Consider the following 18176-nt stretch of genomic DNA (forward strand, 5'->3'; position numbering starts at 1 on the left):
GACTACACCGGTCTTCGATAGAATTCTACATCTACCACAGCTTAATGGTCCAATCGGCAGACGTTCGCTCGTGTGCTCACCGATGCGGGCGTGTCCGTGAGGAATTTTCATATGGAAAGCACCACAATAGATAAAGCAGAGGTGAGCCCGACGCCTGCGCTCGGTAGGGGCCTCACATTCGCCATGGCTCTTGCCGCGGGCCTTGCCGTGGCCAACATCTACTACAACCAGCCGATGCTCGGCATCATGGAGAAGGATCTCCCGGGCGGGATCACCGGGCTGGTGCCAACGGCGACGCAGCTTGGATATGCGGTCGGTCTGTTCGCGCTCGTGCCCCTCGGTGATCTTATCGAGCGGCGGCGGCTGATCGTCATTCAGTTCCTGGTTCTGGCAGCAGCCCTCGTCGTCGCCGCCGTCGCGCCATCAGCGGGGCTCCTGCTCGTCGCATCGCTCCTGCTCGGTGTCGCGTCGACCGTCGCCCAGCAGATCGTTCCGTTCGCAGCGCACCTCGCGTCGCCCGAAAAGCGCGGAGCGACGGTCGGAACAGTCATGTCCGGCCTGTTGTGCGGTATCCTCTTTAGCCGAACCCTGTCCGGGTTTGTCGCGGCGCATGAAGGATGGCGGGCCATGTTCTGGCTCGGCGTACCGCTCGCGCTTGGCGCCGGCGCACTGATGGCTTTCACCCTCCCCAGGAGTCAGCCCGATACCAGAGAGAGTTACGTAAGCCTGATGATCTCGCTGGTTCATCTCTGGCGCGAGTTCGGCGAATTGCGGCTTGCCGCGGTGACCCAGGCCCTCCTGTTCGGCGCGTTCACGGCGTTCTGGTCGATCCTCGCGCTCTATCTTCAGGAGCCGCGCTTTGGTCAGGGCGCCGAGGTTGCCGGGCTTTTCGGTATCGTCGGTGCCGTCGGCATTCTCGCCGCGCCGATTGCCGGCCGCTTCGCCGACAAACGCGGCCCGCACAAGGTCATTGTCGCCGGAACGATCCTGACGGTCGTTTCCTGGGTGATCTTCGGCCTGTGGGCCTCGATCATCGGTCTCGTTGTGGGGTGTATCCTGCTCGACTTTGCGGTCCAAAGCGTCCTCGTGTCGAACCAGCACATTGTCTATGCGCTTCGTCCCGAAGCCAGGGCGCGGTTCAACACGATCTTTATGGGATCGATGTTCCTCGGCGGTGCAGGCGGTGCCGCCGCAGCGACCGCCGCATGGGGTGCTGGCGGCTGGACGGCGGTCTCCCTGCTCGGGATCGGCTTCGCAGTAGTTGCCACGACGCTTCAACTCGCCACCATCTGCAAGGGTCGATGAAGTGGTCGCGGGGGCAGGCAGCCAATTGGTCATCCGCCTCCGACATTCCGACATGGGGTCCAAGAAATCAGCGTAATTGACAAGAAGCCCGTGGCTCAACAGACGTAACTCCGGGCTCTGTCGAGGAGACCGTGCCAATGCCAGCCAATTCGCTTCTGACCCCATCAGACTGTGTTATCATCCTGGTCGATGAACAGGCCGGGCTCGCCTTCGCCGCGGGCTCGGCCGATCGCCAGACGCTTCGTGGCAACACCGTCGCACTCGCTCGAACCGCGCTGGCCTTCGACATTCCGATTGTCGTCAGCACGTCCGCGTCCAAGGTTTACAGCGGCCCTCTCATGCCCCCGCTGCGCGCCGTGCTTTCTGGCGTCGTGCAGATCGAACGCAGGAACATGAACCTGTGGGAGGATGAGGCCGCCCGGGACGCCATCATTTCCTCGGGGCGCCGAACGCTTGTCATTGCCGGACTGTTCACGGAAGCCTGTGTAAGCTTCCCCGTTCTCTCGGCTCTGACCGATGGATATGAAGTGCATGTCGTCGCAGATGCATGCGGCGGACTGACGCCAGCGAGCCATGATGCAGCGCTCCGGCGCATGGAAATGGCCGGTGCCGTGATGACATCCTGGCTGCAGTTCCTTCTTGAACTGCAGCGCGACTGGACGCGTCACGATACCTATGAAGCGGCGCGCGCGATCGTGGTCGATCATGGGGGCGGCTATGGCATCGGCCTCGACTATGCCCGCGACATGTTCCACCCTGCCTGAGGACGATTTCATGCCCTTCGCCTTCGATGCAAGTGATTGGCACGTTGTGCCCGAACGCAGCTTCGACCAACTCAAGGTCGGTGAAATCTTCCGGGCGCCGAGCAGGACCCTGACCGACGCGCATGCGTCAGCGTTCCAGGCAGTTTCGTGCGACAATCACCCGATCCACTATGATGCCCAATATGCGAGGCGTTTCGGCCATTCGGCCCCGGTCGTTCACGGGCTGCAAGTTATTGCCTTCACTGCACCAGGAGCGACGCTGCTTCCGCATAACTTCGGGTCGATCTTCATTGCGTTCACGGAACTTTCCGCGAAATTCCTGAAGGAGGTCCATGCCGGCGATACGCTCTATCCCGCGCTGGAAATCGCTGCCCTAAAGCCGCTGGGCGACAAAGGCGAGGTCACCACCAATGTGACCGTCCACAACCAGAACGGAGAACTCGTCCTGTCGGGCCAGCACAGCTATCTCCTGCGCACGGCCTGAGCTTTTCCGATCTCTCGACGGCGCCGGATGGGATCAAATGCGCACTTCCCGCTATGACATGGGTCGATCGCACCCCTTGAATGGAGCCAGGCAATGGATCTGGGAATAGCAGGCCGCTGGGCACTCGTATGCGCTTCCAGCAAGGGGCTCGGTAAAGGCTGCGCGGCTGCGCTGGCGCGCGAAGGCGTCAATCTCGTCTTGAACGCGCGTGGAGGCGAAGCCCTTGCTGCCACAGCGGAAGATCTGCAGCGGGCATACCGTTCGGTTGAAGTGCGCGCTGTCGCGGGAGACGTTACGCTGTCGCAGACGCGCGAAGCCTTGCTGTCAGCCTGTCCGCAGATCGATATGCTCGTCAACAATGCCGGCGGGCCGCCCCCGGGGATTTCAGGGAGTGGGAGCCGGCTGATTGGTATGCCGCGCTCGACGCCAACAAGCTGACGCCGATTGCACTGATCCGCGCGGTCGTCGACGCAATGGCCGAGCGCACTTTTTGGTCGGATCGTCAACATCACTTCAGGTGCGGTGAAGGCGCCGGTCGATGTCCTGGGACTACTGCCAGAGCGGAAACTAGCGTTTCGTTCCGTTCGCGAAGCTGAGACGCTCTGGTCGTTCTGACCGACCATTGACGTGCCGATCGCTTGTGAAATTCATTCCCAGAAGCTGGGAGAAGCGAGTGAATTATCCCACAGGCGGCTTGCCTCTATCTCCGACCCACGAGTTCATTGCTTCAACATGAAGCCCGCAGGAGATAGATCATGCGCATTCGTGATTTTGGCGCGTTGCTGGCGCTCGGCCTGAGCGCCGCATCCGGACCGATCCAGGCGCAGGAGGTTCCACCTTCTGCCTATGGCCCGAACGATGAAATCGGCGCCGCCAATCTGGTGACGCCCGAATCCGTCCTCAAGGCGGTGAAACTGGTGAAGACCGGCAAGACCTACCCGCTGGCCGTTCCCATCGACAGGAAGCTCCCCGCCTTTCGTCATCGCAGCTTCCAGCTCACCAATGTCCAGCCGGGCGAGGCGGGCGGCGCCACGATGGGGCCCAACAAATTCACCTTCAACGACGAGCTCGTCGTCGGCTGGACGGGCGTCGGCACCCAGCTCAACGGCATCGGCCATATCGGCATCGACCATGTCTATTATAACGGCAACAAGGCGTCCGACTTCGTGACGGTCGAGGGTGTCACCAAGCTTGGCATCGAGAAGGTGCCGCCGATCATTGCCCGCGGCATCGTGCTCGACATGACCGCGCTCTACGGCGGTCCGGTCATCCCCGAGAAGACCGAGTTCAGCGTCGCCGATATCGAGAAGGTGCTCAAGATGCAGGGCATCACCATTCAAAAGGGCGACGTCGTGCTCTTCAACACCGGCTGGCTCGAGCTCATCGGCAAGGACAATGAGAAGTTCCTCGGCGTTGAGCCCGGCATCGGCATGGAAGCCGCAGAGTGGCTCGCCGACAAGGGCATCATCGCGTTTGGCGGCGATACCTGGGCCTCCGAAATCTATCCCTCGAAGGATGGCCGCGACTTCCCGGTCAACCAGTTCATGCTCGCGAAGAAGGGCATTTACAATCTCGAGCTGATCGACAGCCGCGCGCTTGTCCGGGACAAGGCCTGGGAATTCCTCTTCGTCCTCGGTCAGCCGCTCTACAAGGGCTCGACCCAGGTCAACGTCAATCCGGTCGCGATCCGCTGATCGGCAGGCGGCCGGGCGCTGTCGCCCCACCCCAAGGCCCGGCCGCCCAATTTTTCGAGCAAGGATCAATCATGCGTATCAACCTGCCCTCCCGCCAGGGCTTTGGCGGCGCGCCGCTTGGCAACATGTTCCGCAACATCCCCGAGGACGAGGCTCTGGCTTCGGTCCACGATGCCTGGGATGCCGGCATCCGCTATTATGACACTGCCGCACTTTACGGTGCGGGTCTCTCGGAACTGCGCCTGGGCAAGGCGCTCGCCGGATATCGGCGCGACGACTATGTGCTGAGCGCCAAGGTCGGCCGCATCATCCTCGACGAGATCGAGACGAGCGACCGCGACCTGGGCGAGAAGGGCGGTCTCTTCGAACATGGGCTGCCCAACCGGATCGTCTATGACTATTCGGCCGATGGCGCGAAGCGCGCGATCGAGCAGAGCCTCGAACGCCTCGGCACCGACCGCCTCGACTATGTCTGGATCCATGACCCTGCCAGGGATTTCCATGGCGATAGCTGGCGCGAGGTCCTCGATACCGCATTGTCGGGCGCCGCGGCCGCGCTGATCGAGATGCGCGAACAGGGCGTCATCAAGGGATGGGGGCTTGGCGTCAACCGGGTCGAGCCTTGCGAGATCGCGATCGAACGCAGCGAACCCGACGGTTTCCTGATTGCCGGCCGCTACACGCTGCTTGATCATCGCGACGCGCTTGCCCGGCTCATGCCGGAAGCCGAACAACGCGGCCTCGGGATCGTGGTCGGCGGTCCCTATAATTCGGGCATCCTGGCCGGCGGCAGCCACTATGAATATCAGGTCGCCTCGCCGGAAATACGTGCGCGCGTTGATGGCCTGAGAGAGATCGCAAAGCGCCACGGTGTCGATCTGCGCGCAGCCGCGCTCCAGTTCAGCCTAGCCCATCCAGCGGTTGCCGCCATCATCCCCGGTGCGAGCCGTCCGGGACGCAGCGCCGAAAATCTGAGACTGGCCGAAGCGCCGATCCTGGACGCCTTCTGGCAGGACCTGCGCGACAAGGCATTTGTCTCAAGCGACGCCCCACTTCCCGAACAAGTAAGGACTGCAACATGACCGAGGTTTCAACGAGCATTGAAATCAGCGCATCCGCAGACAAGGTCTGGGCCATCATCGGTGGCTTCGACAATCTGCCGCAGTGGCTGAACCTGATCCGCACGAGCACGCTCGAGGACGGCGGACGCGTTCGCCGTCTCGAAGCGGTCGGCGGCGCGCTGATCGTCGAACGCCTGCTGAGCTTCGACGAGGCCGAACGCAGGTTCAGCTACAGCCACCTCGAAGCACCTGATCCCGTGACCGACTATGTTTCGGAAATGCGCGTGTCGCCGCTGGATGAAGGTCGTTGCACGGTCGTCTGGGCTTGCCGCTTCACACCGGTTTCAGTGAGCGAGGCCGAGGCGATCGCGCATTTCGACGGCATCTACAGCGTTGGGCTCCACGCCCTGAAGGCGCTGGTCGAAGGTTGAGCCGCTTCAGTCGCCCCGCATGAAGGCCTGCAGGCGTGGCACCATGAAATCGAGGAAGAGGCGAATGCGCTGCGGCATCCGCTGGCCGCCGAGGTAAAGCGCGTGAACCTCTTCCTCGTCGCCATGCCCTGCGTCCCCAAGGACTTCAACCAGCCGTCCCTCGGCGATATCCTCGCGAACGTGAAAATCCGCAAGGCGCGCCAGCCCCATGCCGGCCAGCGCCAGTCGCCGGACGGTTTCGCCATTGTTGGCGAGAAGATTGCCACCGACCATGCGGTCGACGATCCGCCCGGCTTCCCGGAGCGGCCACACAGGGGCCGCCCTCCTGAAATTGAATCCCAGGCAATTATGATGGTCGAGATCCTCGATCGCGACCGGGACGCCATGTGCTTCGAGATAGGCAGGCGAGGCTACGATCCTCCGGCTCGCGACCCCGATCTTGCGGGTGAGCAGGTTGCTGTCCGTCAGAGCTCCCACCCGGAACGCAATGTCGGTGCGGTCGAGATAGAGGTCGACGATCTCGTCGGACAGTGACAGATCGATAACGACGTTCGGATAGGTCCGCCAGAAGTCGGGCAGATGGGGCTCGATCCCCAGCACGCCGAATGCCACCGAGGCGTTCACCCGCACCGTTCCTCCCGCGCCGCCCGCACCCCGGCTGATTTCGCGCTCGATATCGTCGAGATCGGCAAGAAGCGCGCCGCTGCGTTCATAGAAGAGCCGCCCTTCGTCGGTCAGCGACAGCCGCCGGGTCGATCGTTCGACCAGCCGCACGCCCAGCCGATCCTCCATGCGGCCGATGAGCTTGCTCACCGTCGATGGCGTCATCAAGAGCTGCCTTGCCGCCTCGGAAAAGCTGCCGGCCTCGACGACCCTGACGAAGACCTGCATTTCGCCAGCGCGATTGTCCATGACGTTCCTATCTCTGAATCAGCTTATCTGTGAATTGGCCTCCAAGATTATGTGGAACGCGAGCCAATTATCAAGGCGTGTCCGAACGGTCATCTAGCAATCCAGAGCGGCATCGACGCCGCAGCACAGGAATAGATGATGACTGGTTCCGCTTTCTCCTCGCTCGACAAGGTACGTATCCCCGGCCAGATCACGCTGGGGATCGAGTTGCCGCTGGACAATGACTGGTCGCCCGCAGGCGAAGCCCGCCGGCTTGCCGATGGTCGGCCGAGCGGCGTGCCCGACCTGACGCGCCATGCCGAGCTCGTGCGCAAGGTGGATGGACAGGGCTTTGCGGCCGTTTGGATGCGCGACGTTCCCGTTTTCGACAGCGTCCGGATGGGTGACGCCGGCTCGGTCTATGACGTGTTCGCGCATCTGGGCTTTCTGGCCGGGATCACGAAGAATGTCGCACTCGGCACCGCCGCCGTCGTGCTGCCCATCCGTCACCCGATGATGATCGCCAAGGCGGCAGCCAGCGTCGACGTACTGTCAGGTGGGCGGTTGATCCTGGGCGTGGCCTCGGGCGACCGGCCAGTCGAATATCCGCTGCTCGGGATCGATTTCGAGACCCGGGGCGAGCGATTTCGCGACGCCATTGCCTATATGCGCACCGCCTGGATGCCCGGCGGGCTGCCCGTGGGCCCGGACATGCGCGAGCCCGCGCTCGAGCTGCTGCCAAGGCCGGTCCGGTCCACCATTCCCATGGTGGTGGCGGGCCAGGCTCAGCAAAGCGACGACTGGATCTCGGCGAACATGGATGGCCGTTTCGTCTATCCAGGCTCGCTCGATCGCCTTGCCCAGCAGGCCTCGGTCTGGAAGGCGGCGAAGGGGATGGGCGGTGCCTTCATCACCGCTTTCCATCTCGATCTTGCCGATGATCCGAAGACGCCGCTGCAGCCGTTCCGCTTCGGCGGACGCGTTGGTCGCAATGCCTTCATCGACCATCTGGAGCAGCTCCAGCAATTCGGCGTGGATCACCTGGCCGTCCTGCTGCGCCGTTCCGGGCGGCCGGTCGAAGACGTTCTCGACGAGCTGGCAGGCGAGGTCCTCCCTCGGATCAATGTCCGTCCCATCCGCGCTGCCGCCTGAGCAGCATCCCCTCGCGTAGAAGGAGTAGAATTCATGCTTAATGTAAAGGCCCACGGCGCCTCGATACCGGCACTCGGTTTCGGTGTGTTCCGCATGTCCGACGAGGAAGTCGAGCGCATCGTCCCCGAGGCGCTTTCGGTCGGATTCCGCCATTTCGACACCGCGCAGATCTATGCGAATGAAGCCGCGCTCGGGCGCGCGCTCGCCAAGGCTGGCGTAAAGCGCGACGAGCTCTTCCTCACGACCAAGGTCTGGGTCGACTATTATGCGCCGGAAAAGTTTGCCGCCTCGGTCGACGAAAGCCTCGAGAAGTTGCAAGTCGATCAGGTCGATCTGCTGCTGATCCACTGGCCCGGTAACACGGTGCCGGTCTCGGACCAGATTGAAATGCTCAATGCCGTCAAAGAGGCCGGCAAGACCCGCCACATCGGCGTCAGCAACCAGAATATCGCGCAGATGGAAGAGTCCGCGCGCCTGAGCAAAGCACCGATCGTCACCAACCAGGTCGAAATCCATCCCTATATCGACCAGTCCGCTCTCTACACGGCGGCCCGCAAGGCAGGGATCGCACTCACCGCTTACTACGGCATGGCCGATGGCAAGGTGATCACCGACCCCGCCATCCAGGCGATCGCCGCCAAATATGGCAAGACGCCCGCCCAGGTCGTGCTGCGCTGGCTGGTTCAGCAGGATGGCGTGATCGCGCTTTCCAAGACCGCCAATGTCGCGCGTGTGCCCGAGAATTTTGCGATCTTCGATTTCACGCTCGAAGCAGCCGACATGGCCGCGCTCCATGCCCTTGCGCGGCCCGATGGCCGGATCGTCAGCCCGGAAAACCTCGCGCCGGTCTGGGATCGCTGAAGCAATTCTTGAAGGAAAGATACTCATAATGAGCAGATTATTCGAACCCTTTGCGATGGGCGGGCACGAACTCGCCAATCGTATCGCCATGGCCCCGCTGACGCGCTCGCGCGCGCGGCCTGGCAACGTCCCGTCCGATCTCGCGCCGCTCTATTATAGCCAGCGCGCCGAGACCGGCCTGATCGTGACAGAAGGGACTGCCATCTCACCCAGCGCCATCGGCTATCTCGACGTGCCGGGCCTCTGGACCACCGAGCAGCTCGAGGCATGGAAGCCCGTCACCAAGGCGGTGCATGATCGCGGCGGCGTCATCTTCACCCAGCTCTGGCACGTCGGCCGCGTGAGCCATGTCTCAACCCAGCCGGATCGCGCTGCGCCGGTAAGCTCGACCGCGCGCATCGCGGCGGACTCGCAGGCGTTCGGCCTGCGCGACGACGGCATGGCGGCGCTGGTCGATGTGTCCAAGCCCCGTGCGCTCACCACCGAGGAGGTCCGCGGCGTAACCGAAGACTTTGTGAACGCCGCGCGCAACGCGATCGAGGCCGGTTTCGACGGCATCGAACTGCATGGCGCCAATGGCTATCTGATCGAGCAGTTCCTCAATCCGAACGTCAACGATCGCACCGATGCCTATCGCGGTGATACGCTCGAAGGCCGCACCCGCTTTCTTCTCGAGACGCTCGATGCGGTCATTGCCGCGATCGGCGCCGAGCGTACGGCGGTTCGCCTGTCGCCTTATGGCCAGCTTTTCGACAACCCCGTCTATCCCGAGATCGAGGAAACCTACCTCTATCTCGCCGACGAATTCTCGCGCCGCGGCATCGCCTATGTCCATCTGATGGACCAGTCGACGCGCGGAAGCTCGGGGACCCCGGCGGATTTCCTCGCGAAGTTCCGCGCGCACTTCAAAGGTTCTCTGATCCTTGCAGGCGGCATGACCCGTGAGCGCGCCGAAGAGATGATCGATACGAATATTATCGACATCGCGGCATTCGGCGAACCCTTCATCGCCAATCCCGACCTCGTGGCCCGGTTGCGCAATCGCTGGCCGATCGAGCGGTCCGACCACGCTATCCATTATGGCGGCGGTGCCCGCGGCTATACCGACTTTCCCGAATATTCTGCTGAAGGAGTGAGCGCATGAAGATCTTCGTAACCGGCGCGAGCGGCTATATCGGCGGCTCGGTCGCCGCGCTACTCGCCAGCAAGGGGCATGAGGTCCGCGGCCTCGTTCGCACTGCTTCGAAGGCGGATGGCGTTCGGGCCAAGGGCATCGAGCCCGTGATCGGGACGCTCGACGACGCCGAGTTGCTGACCGCCGAAGCCCAGGCGGCCGATGCCGTCATCAACACCGCCGACAGCGATCATCAGGGCGCGGTCGAGGCGCTGCTTGCCGGCCTCGCCGGATCGGGCAAGCCATTCATTCACACCAGCGGCACTAGCCTGGTCGGCGACGAAGCCATGGGCGAACCGTCGGACGTGATCTTTACCGAGGACACGCCGGTCAAGCCCGAGCCCGACAAGGAGCACCGCGTCGCGCTCAACAAGCTGATCATGGATGCGGCACCGGGCGTGCGGACCATCGTTCTTTGCAACAGCCTGATCTATGGCCACACCCTTGGCGCCCCGGCGCAGAGCGTTCAGATTCCGCCGCTGGTCGCACAGGCGAAGGAAAGCGGGATCGCCCGCTATATCGGCCGCGGCCTCAACATCTGGTCGAACGTCCATATCGCCGACATGGCCGATCTCTATCTGCTTGCCCTCGACAAGGCGCCCGCAGGCAGCTTCTATTATGTCGAAAATGGCGAAGCCGCGTTTGGTGATCTCGTCCGCGCAATCGCCAAGGCGCTCAGCCTCGGCGACGCGCAGAGTTGGCCCACGGAAGACGCGGTGGCTAAATGGGGCAGGGAACTCGCCGTTTTCGCGCTCGGCTCGAACAGCCGGGTTCGCGCGGACAAGGCGCGTTCCGAGCTGGGATGGGCGCCCCAGCGCACCAGCGTCATCGACTGGGTCGAGAACGAGCTGGAGAAATAGCGGCCTCAACGGACGCGGCGACCTCAGGATGCCGCGTCCTTTCACCCCACGAGGGGGATGGGCGGCTCAGCCAACCTGCGCCACGGGCGGCTTTCTGAAGAGCAGATAGTCGCCCGTTTGCGAACCCTGCCGCAGAAGCGCTTTCCCGAGCTCGGCCTGCGATGGTTCCCACTGCTTAAGCGCTGTGTCGATGTCCGCGCTGGACGCGAGCGCATCTGCGAGCGCCAGCGCGTTTGCGGCCGCCTTGGAGGAGCTTGCGGCGGTGTGTGGCCGGGGGATGGCCGCCGCATCGCCAAGCATGATGACGCGGCCATCGACCATATGGTCTGAAGCCAGATCCCGGATGATCTGCACAAAGGGTTCTTGCGTAGCCTTGACCACCTCGCAGAACGGGCCGGGAAGCAAAGCATCCGCCTCGGCGTGCAGGATCGGAAGCCACCGGTCTGCCAGCATGCCTTCGGAAACTGCGGACGTCCGTTTCTGGCCGTCGCGGTCGATCAGGATGTCGTTCAGCAGCGTCTCTTCGGCGACGCGATACCATACCCAATTGTAGAGCCGGTGCCCTGCGCGCATGTCATTGGCGATACCGGGAACAAGATAGCCGAGGATGTGCGATCCGCGGTTATTGGCGAAGCCAAAATCGCCATGCAGCGTCTCGCGGGACACTGCAGGCATCGCATCTTCCGGTATCAGGCCGCGCCAGGCGAGATAGCCGGCATATAGGGGGTTGGCCTGGGGCCAGACCAGGCCGCGAACCGTGGAGTTGCCCCCATCGGCCCCGACCAGAAGATCGCCGATTGCCGTCGTTCCGTCGACAAAGCGCGCTGAAACGGTCTTTGCCGCCCGATCCTGTCTAAGGTCAGCCAACACCTTCCCCTGATGATATCGTTCTTCCGGGAAGGCGGATCGAAGGGTCGAATAGATGAGCGACCACGACGTCTGCGTCTGGGGTGACAATTCCTTCGACTGGATCGATCCGTCAGGCCGGAACACGGTCCGGAAGCGCGAGCGAACGCCGAGGCCGGCCGCGATCTCCACGCCGGTGCGGCGGATGACCTCGACCACGTCGGGCTGGAGGACGATTCCGCCACCTCGGCTGTCGAGATCGTGGGGAGAGCGTTCGAAGACCTCGACATCCCAGCCAGTGCGGAGCAGCAGGTTGGCCGTGAAGAGGCCGGCAAGCGATCCGCCGATGACCAGCGCCCTGGGTCTGATCGATACCGAATTCATGACGCAATTCCTTTCGATGTGTCCGTCTGAGCTGCCGTCGGGGTGCGCGCTGCTTCATCGATGATCGCAGTGCGGATCGTGTCGACCGGCTGAGCGCTGCTCAACGTGGTTACGCCGATCTGGATATGGGGTACGCTGTGAATGCCGCGATCCTGGCTGAACAGTTCGAGCGCCCGGATCTCCATCGCGCCCTCATCGCCTTCGAGAAAGGCCAGAACCTCTTCACGGTTCAGGCCGACGCCGGCCGCGATATCGGCAAGGACATCGCTATCGCCGATGTCCTTGCCTTCCGCGAAATAGGCTCGAAGGACTGCGGCCGCATATTCGGACTGCTTTCCGGCTCGGTGAGCGAGCAGCGAGAGCCGATGCGCAAGGCGGGTGTTGGGCGTCCGCGCAATTGCCGCATAGGCGAAGGGGATGCCATCGGTCGCGCCGGCAGCGACGGTCCCTGCGTCGAGCGCCTGCGATCGCTCCCAACTGCCGAACTTGCCTGATCGATAGGTCTTTCGGTCCATGCCGCCCACCGGCATGTCCGGGTTCAGTTCGAAGGGAAGCCAAAGAAGCTCGACATCAATGCCGGCGGGCAGCCCTTCGACCGCCCGGGCCAGCCGCTGCTCGCCGATATAGCACCAGGGGCAGATGAAATCCGAAGTGACGGTGATTTTGACAGGTGGATTCATGACCGATCTCCATAATTGAGGGTGAAGATGGGTCAGACGGAAAACTTTGATAATAGTACGAAGAATGGTATCTGCGTTGCGTAGCGCGCAACGGTGAACGATGGACGTATTCGCTTCCCTGAAGGCATTTCTTTCCGTCGCGGATGAAGGCGGCTTTGCGCCTGCCGCGCGCAAGGCGGGCGTCGCCACATCCTCGCTCACGCGCCAGGTCGATGCGCTTGAGGAACATCTTACCGCTGTTCTCTTCAATCGATCGACACGCAGCGTGACGCTGACACCCGCGGGCGAAGATTATTATGTTCAGGCAGCCCGTATCGTGGCCGACCTTGAGGAAGCCAATCGCAGCGTCTCAGAGCGCGAGGGGACGCCGCGGGGCTTGCTCCGCGTAAGCCTGCCCGTTGCGTTCGCCAGACTGCATGTCGCGCCGGTCGTCCCGGCGTTCCTGCGGGCCTGTCCGGAGGTGGAGCTTGAGATGATTATGACCGACGAGGTCGTTAACCTGGTCGAGGACCGCATCGATGTCGCGATACGCCTTGGAAGCCTCGAATCCTCAAGCCTGATCGCACGGCGTCTGGCGCCGCACCGGCGGATTCTGTGCGCAAGCCCCGCCTATCTTGAGGAACGCGGCGAGCCCCTTTGCCCCTCTGATCTGGCGGCGCACGAGTGCCTCACTTTCTCCTATGCGAGCGGCGACCGTACCTGGCGCTTCTCGTGCGATGGCAAGGAGGAACTCGTCCGGGTCCGCGGCAAGCTGCGCGCCAATCATTCGGAAACATTGCGCGAAGTAGCACTTGCTGGCCTCGGACTCCTGCTGATGCCGAGTTGGCTTGTCGGACCAGATATAGCAGCTGGCACGCTTCGCCCGCTCCTGACGGGTTGGGAGGCGAATATCGGGAAGACAGCCGCTTCGCCCGACGCCGGCATATACGCGGTCTATCAGTCCGACCGGCGCACATCGGCGAAGCTGCGAGCATTTGTCGATTTTCTCGAGGCGAGCTTCGGCACTCCGCCTTATTGGGACCGGTGCGAGCCGAGCGAAGCGATCGTCTGAAGTTCGCGGGCGGCGCGCTCCCATTCTTCGGGCGTATTGATGTCGATGAGTTCGCCTTGCGCGGCCAAGACTGGTGTGTCTTCGGAGAGAAGGTGCCTGGCGCCCCGGTCCCCGCTCAGCGAGCAAAGCACCGCGAAGTGACAGGCGCTAAATTTGGCGGGCGGCATCCTTCGCCACCCATCGCTTGAGACCGCCATCGAGCTACCGCACATATGATGTTCGATAAGGGCCGCAAAATGCCCGTGGCTCACGAACGGCATATCGGCAAGCGCGATGAGGACCGCCGTTGCGCCAGCATGACAAGCGGCGGCGACCCCCAGCGCGATCGAATGAGACAGGCCGCGCTCAGGCGCTTCATTGTTCACACGGCAGAAGCCCGGCCACTCCATCATAGTCGGCCCTGTCACCACAAAACGAAGGTCGAGGGAGAGCGCCATCAGCGTATGTGCGGCGTGACGGCCGAGGGGTAATGATCCCAAGGGTGCTGAAAGATTGTCCGCAACACCGAAGCCCGTTGAACGTCCCGCGGCAAGCAGGATGGTCGCGATCCTCATCCCATTATCTCGAAGAGACCAGGCGTCGCGCGGAGAGCTCTTATCTTTGCGCCATATGCAACGGTGACCGCAGTTATTGCCGGATTATCACCGCGAGTGTGACAGGCCATATCCACCTCCGATGCAGGAGCGCGACACGCGCCAGGCTGGAGAAATGCGATGCAACCAGATCTTTTCACGCCGCTCAGGATTGGCGACCTCGAACTTCCAAACCGGATCCTCATGGCTCCACTGACCCGCTCGCGGGCAGGCGAGGGCAATGTCCCCAATGATCTCAATGTCGAATATTATAGGCAGCGCGCGGGCGCTGGCCTCATCATCACCGAGGCCACGCAGATATCGCAGCAGGGGCAGGGCTATGCCTGGACCCCGGGAATCCACAGCAGCGCCCAGATCGAGGGTTGGGCCAAGGTCGCCGAGGCAGTCCACGGCGCCGGCGGCCGCATCTTCATGCAGCTCTGGCATGTGGGCCGCGTTTCGCATCCCGTGTTTCAGCCGGGCGGCGCTCTTCCCGTCGCGCCGACGGCGATGCCCGTCCCCGGAAAGACCTTCATCATCGATGATGCGGGCAATGGCATCTGGAGCGACGTACCGGTCCCGCAGGAGCTTGACGTTCAAGGTATCAAGGCGATTGTCGCGGACTATGCGCAGGCAGCAAGAAACGCGATTCTCGCGGGCATGGATGGCGTCGAGATTCACGCGGCCAACGGCTATCTTATCGACCAGTTCATCAACAGCAACAGCAACCACCGAAGCGACGCCTATGGCAGCGCGATCGAAAACCGTGCGCGCTTCCTGCTGGAGGTCGTCGATGCGGTGACTGCGGCGATCGGCAGCAGCCGCGTGGCCGTTCGGCTGACCCCGATGGGTCGGTTCATGGGCATGGGAGACGACACGCCCGAGGAGACCTTCGGCTACATCACGGCCAAACTCAACGAGCGCGATCTTGCCTATCTCCATGTCGTCGAACCTTCGACACTGGGTATCGAAACCGACAGCGAATATGATCCTCGCTGGGATGCGATCGTTCACCAGATGCGCCGCATCTACGATGGAACGCTGATCCTGGCCGGCGGCTATGATCGCGCGAGTGCCGACCGGGCCCTGTTGGACGATCGCGGCGATGCTGTCGCTTTCGGCAAGCTCTTCATCGCCAATCCCGATCTTCCGCGACGCTTCGCGCTCGGCGCACCGCTCAACGAGCCACAGCGCGACAGTTTTTTCGGAGGCGATGCCCGGGGCTATAGCGACTATCCAGCGCTTGCCGCGGGCAGCGAACTGGCTGCGTAAGAACAGGGAAGGGCGCCTGCCTCTCGGCGGGCGTCCTTCCATGCCAATGTTCTTGCGATATCGCTCTGTCGCCACTGGGGTCGTGAACTCAGACGATTTCATTCCTGAGAAGGCCGATGCCCTCGATCTCGACTTCGCAGATATCGCCGGGCTTCATCCAGACGGGCGGCTTGCGGGCAAAGCCCACACCCGCCGGGGTTCCGGTCACGATCACGTCGCCTGGCGCAAGCGTGATTGCCTCGCTCAGCAGCGCAATGAGTTCGGCGATATCGAAGATCATGTCGTCGGTCGAGGCATCCTGTACGACGACGCCGTTCAGCCGTGTCTGGAGCCGCAGACCTTTCGCACCCGGCGCAAGCGCCGCCGACGGGACGAAACAGGGGCCAAACGCGCCCGTCCCGTCGAAATTCTTGCCCATCGTCCATTGCGGCGTCCGGAACTGATAGTCGCGAACTGAGCCGTCGTTGAAAATCGAATAGCCGGCGACATGGAGCAGCGCTTCTTCGCGGAGGATCGTTCGGCCACCCATGCCGATGACGGCGACAAGTTCGCCCTCGAAGTCGAATTGTTCCGATTGGGGCGGACGGGCCATCGGAGCGCCATGTGCGAGCAGGCTCGAAGCGAATCGCGCGAATATCGTGGGATAGATCGGGACCTCGAAATTGCCTTCGGCGGCATGGTCCACATAGTTGAGGCCAACACAGATGATCTTGCCGGGGTTAGGCAAAGGCGGCAATATCCGAACCGCGTCGATGTCGATGGGCGTTGCCGCATGAAACGCGCTCCCGATCGCCATGAGGTCGGCCCCCTCGGCGATCAGGTCGGGGAGGTCGCCGGGAAATGGCCCATCTTCGCTCCACAAGGCGCGATAGCCATCGCCGGTGTTGACCGCGAGCCCGCGTCCCCGCCGGTCCTCGAAACGAACGATCTGCATCTGAATTCTCCTGTCTGGCCTTCAGGCCCAATTGACCTTCTTCGAGGTTCGACCGGTGCCCGGATTCATGCTGTTGGTCGGGTCTAGATCGCGATAGTGCCGCTCGAGCGGGGGTTTGGCGGCGTAGAGATGTCCGACATTATGCTCTGCTGGATATTCCGCGCCTCGCGCGTCGAGCAGCGCGAACATCGCATACTCGAAGGCGACCGGATCATGGCTCGCCTTCACCAGATAGTCGCGATGGAAGACGTGGCAGAAGAAATGGCCGCAATAGCTCACACCCACAATCTGCTCCGACAGTTCATCGGGTAGCTTCTCATCCCAGTCGTCGTCATTGCGGCGCAGCGCAACGTCGAGTGCGACAATGTCGGATATCTGATCGCGGTGGAGCGCGCGATAGCGGATGGATGCGCCTGCCACCGCGAAGCGATGAAGAAAGGCCTTGTCTCCCTCATCCCGAGTGCACTCGAAGAAGTCGCCGGTTGCTGTTGGGAAAATCTTCGACAAGAAATCGCGCGCTTCCCGAACGCCTGAACCGCCCATTTTGAGGATCAGGTGATGCTCGTAGCGTCGGTCATAGTCACGCATGCGCTTTGGCAGGTGCCGCGGCAGGAGCGACACGGCCGCCTGAATGACGCGATCGGACAGGTCATGCGGTGCAAAGCGGAGCCTCGCGCAGAAAGCGTCGAACCGTGATTTCAGCGAGAAGACCACAGGAAGCTGCTTTGCGCCAAGATGACGGATCGCCAGAAACGTATCCTTGCCGTAGCGCTCGGTCAGCCTGAAGGCTGAACGATGGATATATTCGGCCTGGATCGGCAGGGAGCTGAAATCGGTGAGGATGGTCCTCCGGATGGCGCTGAGTTCGACCGGATCATTCGATCCGATGTAGAAATCGGTGATTTCCCGCTCACGTGGGAATGTATCCAGACGCACCGCAAAAACGATGACGCGTCCGCCGCTTCCCGCCGCCTCGAAAAGATGGCGCGCGTCATTGTTGAACCGGGCCGGCGTGTCCGCGTCGACCTGACGGACATGGTCCTGGTAGCTCTGATCGGAGCAGACACGCCCCGCATCGTCGACCAAGTCGTCCTCGGTGAAATCTCCGGCATCGAGGCGCGCGAGCATCATCTCCGGCTCCACTCCAAGGCTGACGCCGAGATGATTGATCAATCGAACGGTGCCGTCCGCCATGAGTCGCGCATAGAGGGCCATCTGGGTGTACGCGGGGCCCCGGTGGATCAGCGAGCCGCCGGAGTTGTTGCAGATGCCGCCGAGCACCGAGGCGCCGATGCAGGACGAGCCGATCCGCGAGTGGGGTTCCCGGCCGACTTTTGTGACAATCTCCTCCAGTTCGAACAGACGTGACCCAGGCATGCAAAGGACCTGGGTGCCCTTCCGAATGAGGTGAATTCCCTGAATCCGGACGGTGCTGATGATGACTATCTCGCGATCATAATCGTCGCCGTCCGGCGTCGATCCACCAGTCAGGCCGGTATTCGCCGCCTGCATGATAATGATAACGCCAGCGCGAGCGCATGCATTGACGGTGCGCCATAGTTCAACAAGACTGGCCGGCCGCACGACCGCCAGGGCCTTCCCGGCGCCGAAACGGAAGCCTGTGCGGTAACGCCTCGTCTTCCGGTCGCCGGTCAGCAGGTGCCGCTTTCCGACGATCTGTTCGAGTTCGCTCACAAGGTCAGCCGGGCTGACAGGGGAGTGCGGCAAGACAAGAGCCGATGCCAGGCGGAAATCCATGG

The 18176-nt window shown here is 62.6% G+C and carries 18 protein-coding genes and 1 pseudogene; 13 read left to right on the forward strand and 6 right to left on the reverse strand.

Going from position 1 to position 18176, the window contains the following annotated elements:
* The first annotated feature begins 111 nt into the window (after positions 1-111).
* The 7 genes and pseudogenes from PP1Y_RS04880 (at position 112) to PP1Y_RS04910 (ending at position 5739) form a co-directional block, all read left to right on the forward strand.
* Positions 112-1305, forward strand: a complete 1194-nt coding sequence (locus PP1Y_RS04880; RefSeq protein WP_013836975.1) for an MFS transporter — start codon at positions 112-114, stop codon at positions 1303-1305.
* Positions 1306-1442: 137 nt separating this feature from the next.
* Positions 1443-2069, forward strand: coding sequence for a hydrolase (locus PP1Y_RS04885; RefSeq protein WP_013836976.1), 627 nt, complete (start codon positions 1443-1445; stop codon positions 2067-2069).
* 10 nt (positions 2070-2079) lie between these two features.
* Positions 2080-2553 carry a MaoC family dehydratase gene (locus PP1Y_RS04890; RefSeq protein WP_013836977.1) on the forward strand — a complete coding sequence of 158 codons (474 nt, stop codon included), beginning with the start codon at positions 2080-2082 and terminating at the stop codon, positions 2551-2553.
* A 93-nt stretch (positions 2554-2646) separates the two neighbouring features.
* Positions 2647-3105 (forward strand): annotated as a pseudogene (locus PP1Y_RS24600) (SDR family NAD(P)-dependent oxidoreductase); the annotation flags it as partial.
* A 203-nt stretch (positions 3106-3308) separates the two neighbouring features.
* On the forward strand, positions 3309-4247 hold the full coding sequence (locus tag PP1Y_RS04900) for a cyclase family protein (RefSeq protein WP_013836979.1): 939 nt from the start codon (positions 3309-3311) through the stop codon (positions 4245-4247).
* A 71-nt stretch (positions 4248-4318) separates the two neighbouring features.
* A complete protein-coding gene (locus tag PP1Y_RS04905; RefSeq protein WP_013836980.1) occupies positions 4319-5329 on the forward strand; it encodes an aldo/keto reductase in 1011 nt (336 codons plus the stop codon).
* The gene (locus PP1Y_RS04910; RefSeq protein WP_013836981.1) at positions 5326-5739 is read left to right on the forward strand and encodes an SRPBCC family protein; all 414 of its coding nucleotides are present in this window, start codon (positions 5326-5328) and stop codon (positions 5737-5739) included. Before PP1Y_RS04905 ends, PP1Y_RS04910 begins: the two co-directional genes overlap by 4 nt.
* Positions 5740-5745: 6 nt before the next feature.
* Here PP1Y_RS04910 and PP1Y_RS04915 read toward each other — a convergent pair whose 3' ends face one another.
* A complete protein-coding gene (locus PP1Y_RS04915) occupies positions 5746-6651 on the reverse strand; it encodes a LysR family transcriptional regulator (protein WP_013836982.1) in 906 nt (301 codons plus the stop codon).
* A 138-nt stretch (positions 6652-6789) separates the two neighbouring features.
* Between PP1Y_RS04915 and PP1Y_RS04920 the strand changes: the two genes are divergently transcribed.
* Genes PP1Y_RS04920 through PP1Y_RS04935 form a run of 4 tightly spaced genes read left to right on the forward strand, consistent with a single transcriptional unit; the run spans position 6790 to position 10677 of the window.
* Positions 6790-7782 (forward strand): TIGR03571 family LLM class oxidoreductase, encoded by a 993-nt coding sequence (locus PP1Y_RS04920; RefSeq protein WP_013836983.1) that lies wholly within the window; start codon positions 6790-6792, stop codon positions 7780-7782.
* Positions 7783-7815: 33 nt separating this feature from the next.
* Positions 7816-8643 (forward strand): aldo/keto reductase, encoded by an 828-nt coding sequence (locus tag PP1Y_RS04925; RefSeq protein WP_013836984.1) that lies wholly within the window; start codon positions 7816-7818, stop codon positions 8641-8643.
* Between the two features lie 28 nt (positions 8644-8671).
* Positions 8672-9787, forward strand: a complete 1116-nt coding sequence (locus PP1Y_RS04930; RefSeq protein ID WP_013836985.1) for an alkene reductase — start codon at positions 8672-8674, stop codon at positions 9785-9787.
* A complete protein-coding gene (locus tag PP1Y_RS04935) occupies positions 9784-10677 on the forward strand; it encodes an NAD-dependent epimerase/dehydratase family protein (RefSeq protein ID WP_013836986.1) in 894 nt (297 codons plus the stop codon). The genes PP1Y_RS04930 and PP1Y_RS04935 overlap by 4 nt, the downstream gene beginning before the upstream one ends.
* 66 nt (positions 10678-10743) lie before the next feature.
* On the opposite strand, the gene PP1Y_RS04940 is transcribed toward PP1Y_RS04935, so the two are convergent.
* On the reverse strand, positions 10744-11907 hold the full coding sequence (locus PP1Y_RS04940) for an FAD-dependent monooxygenase (RefSeq protein ID WP_013836987.1): 1164 nt from the start codon (positions 11905-11907) through the stop codon (positions 10744-10746).
* Positions 11904-12587 (reverse strand): DsbA family oxidoreductase, encoded by a 684-nt coding sequence (locus PP1Y_RS04945; RefSeq protein WP_013836988.1) that lies wholly within the window; start codon positions 12585-12587, stop codon positions 11904-11906. The genes PP1Y_RS04940 and PP1Y_RS04945 overlap by 4 nt, the downstream gene beginning before the upstream one ends.
* 100 nt (positions 12588-12687) lie before the next feature.
* Between PP1Y_RS04945 and PP1Y_RS04950 the strand changes: the two genes are divergently transcribed.
* The gene (locus PP1Y_RS04950; protein WP_013836989.1) at positions 12688-13638 is read left to right on the forward strand and encodes a LysR family transcriptional regulator; all 951 of its coding nucleotides are present in this window, start codon (positions 12688-12690) and stop codon (positions 13636-13638) included.
* Here PP1Y_RS04950 and PP1Y_RS04955 read toward each other — a convergent pair.
* Positions 13599-14192, reverse strand: a complete 594-nt coding sequence (locus PP1Y_RS04955; RefSeq protein ID WP_065762389.1) for a nucleotidyltransferase family protein — start codon at positions 14190-14192, stop codon at positions 13599-13601. The genes PP1Y_RS04950 and PP1Y_RS04955 overlap by 40 nt on opposite strands.
* A 159-nt stretch (positions 14193-14351) precedes the next feature.
* Here PP1Y_RS04955 and PP1Y_RS04960 point away from each other — a divergent pair, with 159 nt between their 5' ends.
* On the forward strand, positions 14352-15482 hold the full coding sequence (locus tag PP1Y_RS04960; RefSeq protein WP_013836990.1) for an alkene reductase: 1131 nt from the start codon (positions 14352-14354) through the stop codon (positions 15480-15482).
* An 88-nt stretch (positions 15483-15570) separates the two neighbouring features.
* Here PP1Y_RS04960 and PP1Y_RS04965 read toward each other — a convergent pair whose 3' ends face one another.
* Together PP1Y_RS04965 and dld are read right to left on the reverse strand one after the other, a co-directional pair.
* Positions 15571-16416: a fumarylacetoacetate hydrolase family protein gene (locus PP1Y_RS04965; protein ID WP_013836991.1), complete on the reverse strand. Its 846-nt coding sequence runs from the start codon at positions 16414-16416 to the stop codon at positions 15571-15573.
* Positions 16417-16437: 21 nt separating this feature from the next.
* Entirely contained in the window at positions 16438-18174 is a 1737-nt protein-coding gene (gene dld, locus PP1Y_RS04970; RefSeq protein ID WP_013836992.1) for a D-lactate dehydrogenase, read from the reverse strand.
* Between the last annotated feature and the right edge of the window lie 2 nt (positions 18175-18176).

It is taken from the genome of Novosphingobium sp. PP1Y, assembly GCF_000253255.1.
In the GTDB taxonomy this organism is placed as follows: domain Bacteria; phylum Pseudomonadota; class Alphaproteobacteria; order Sphingomonadales; family Sphingomonadaceae; genus Novosphingobium.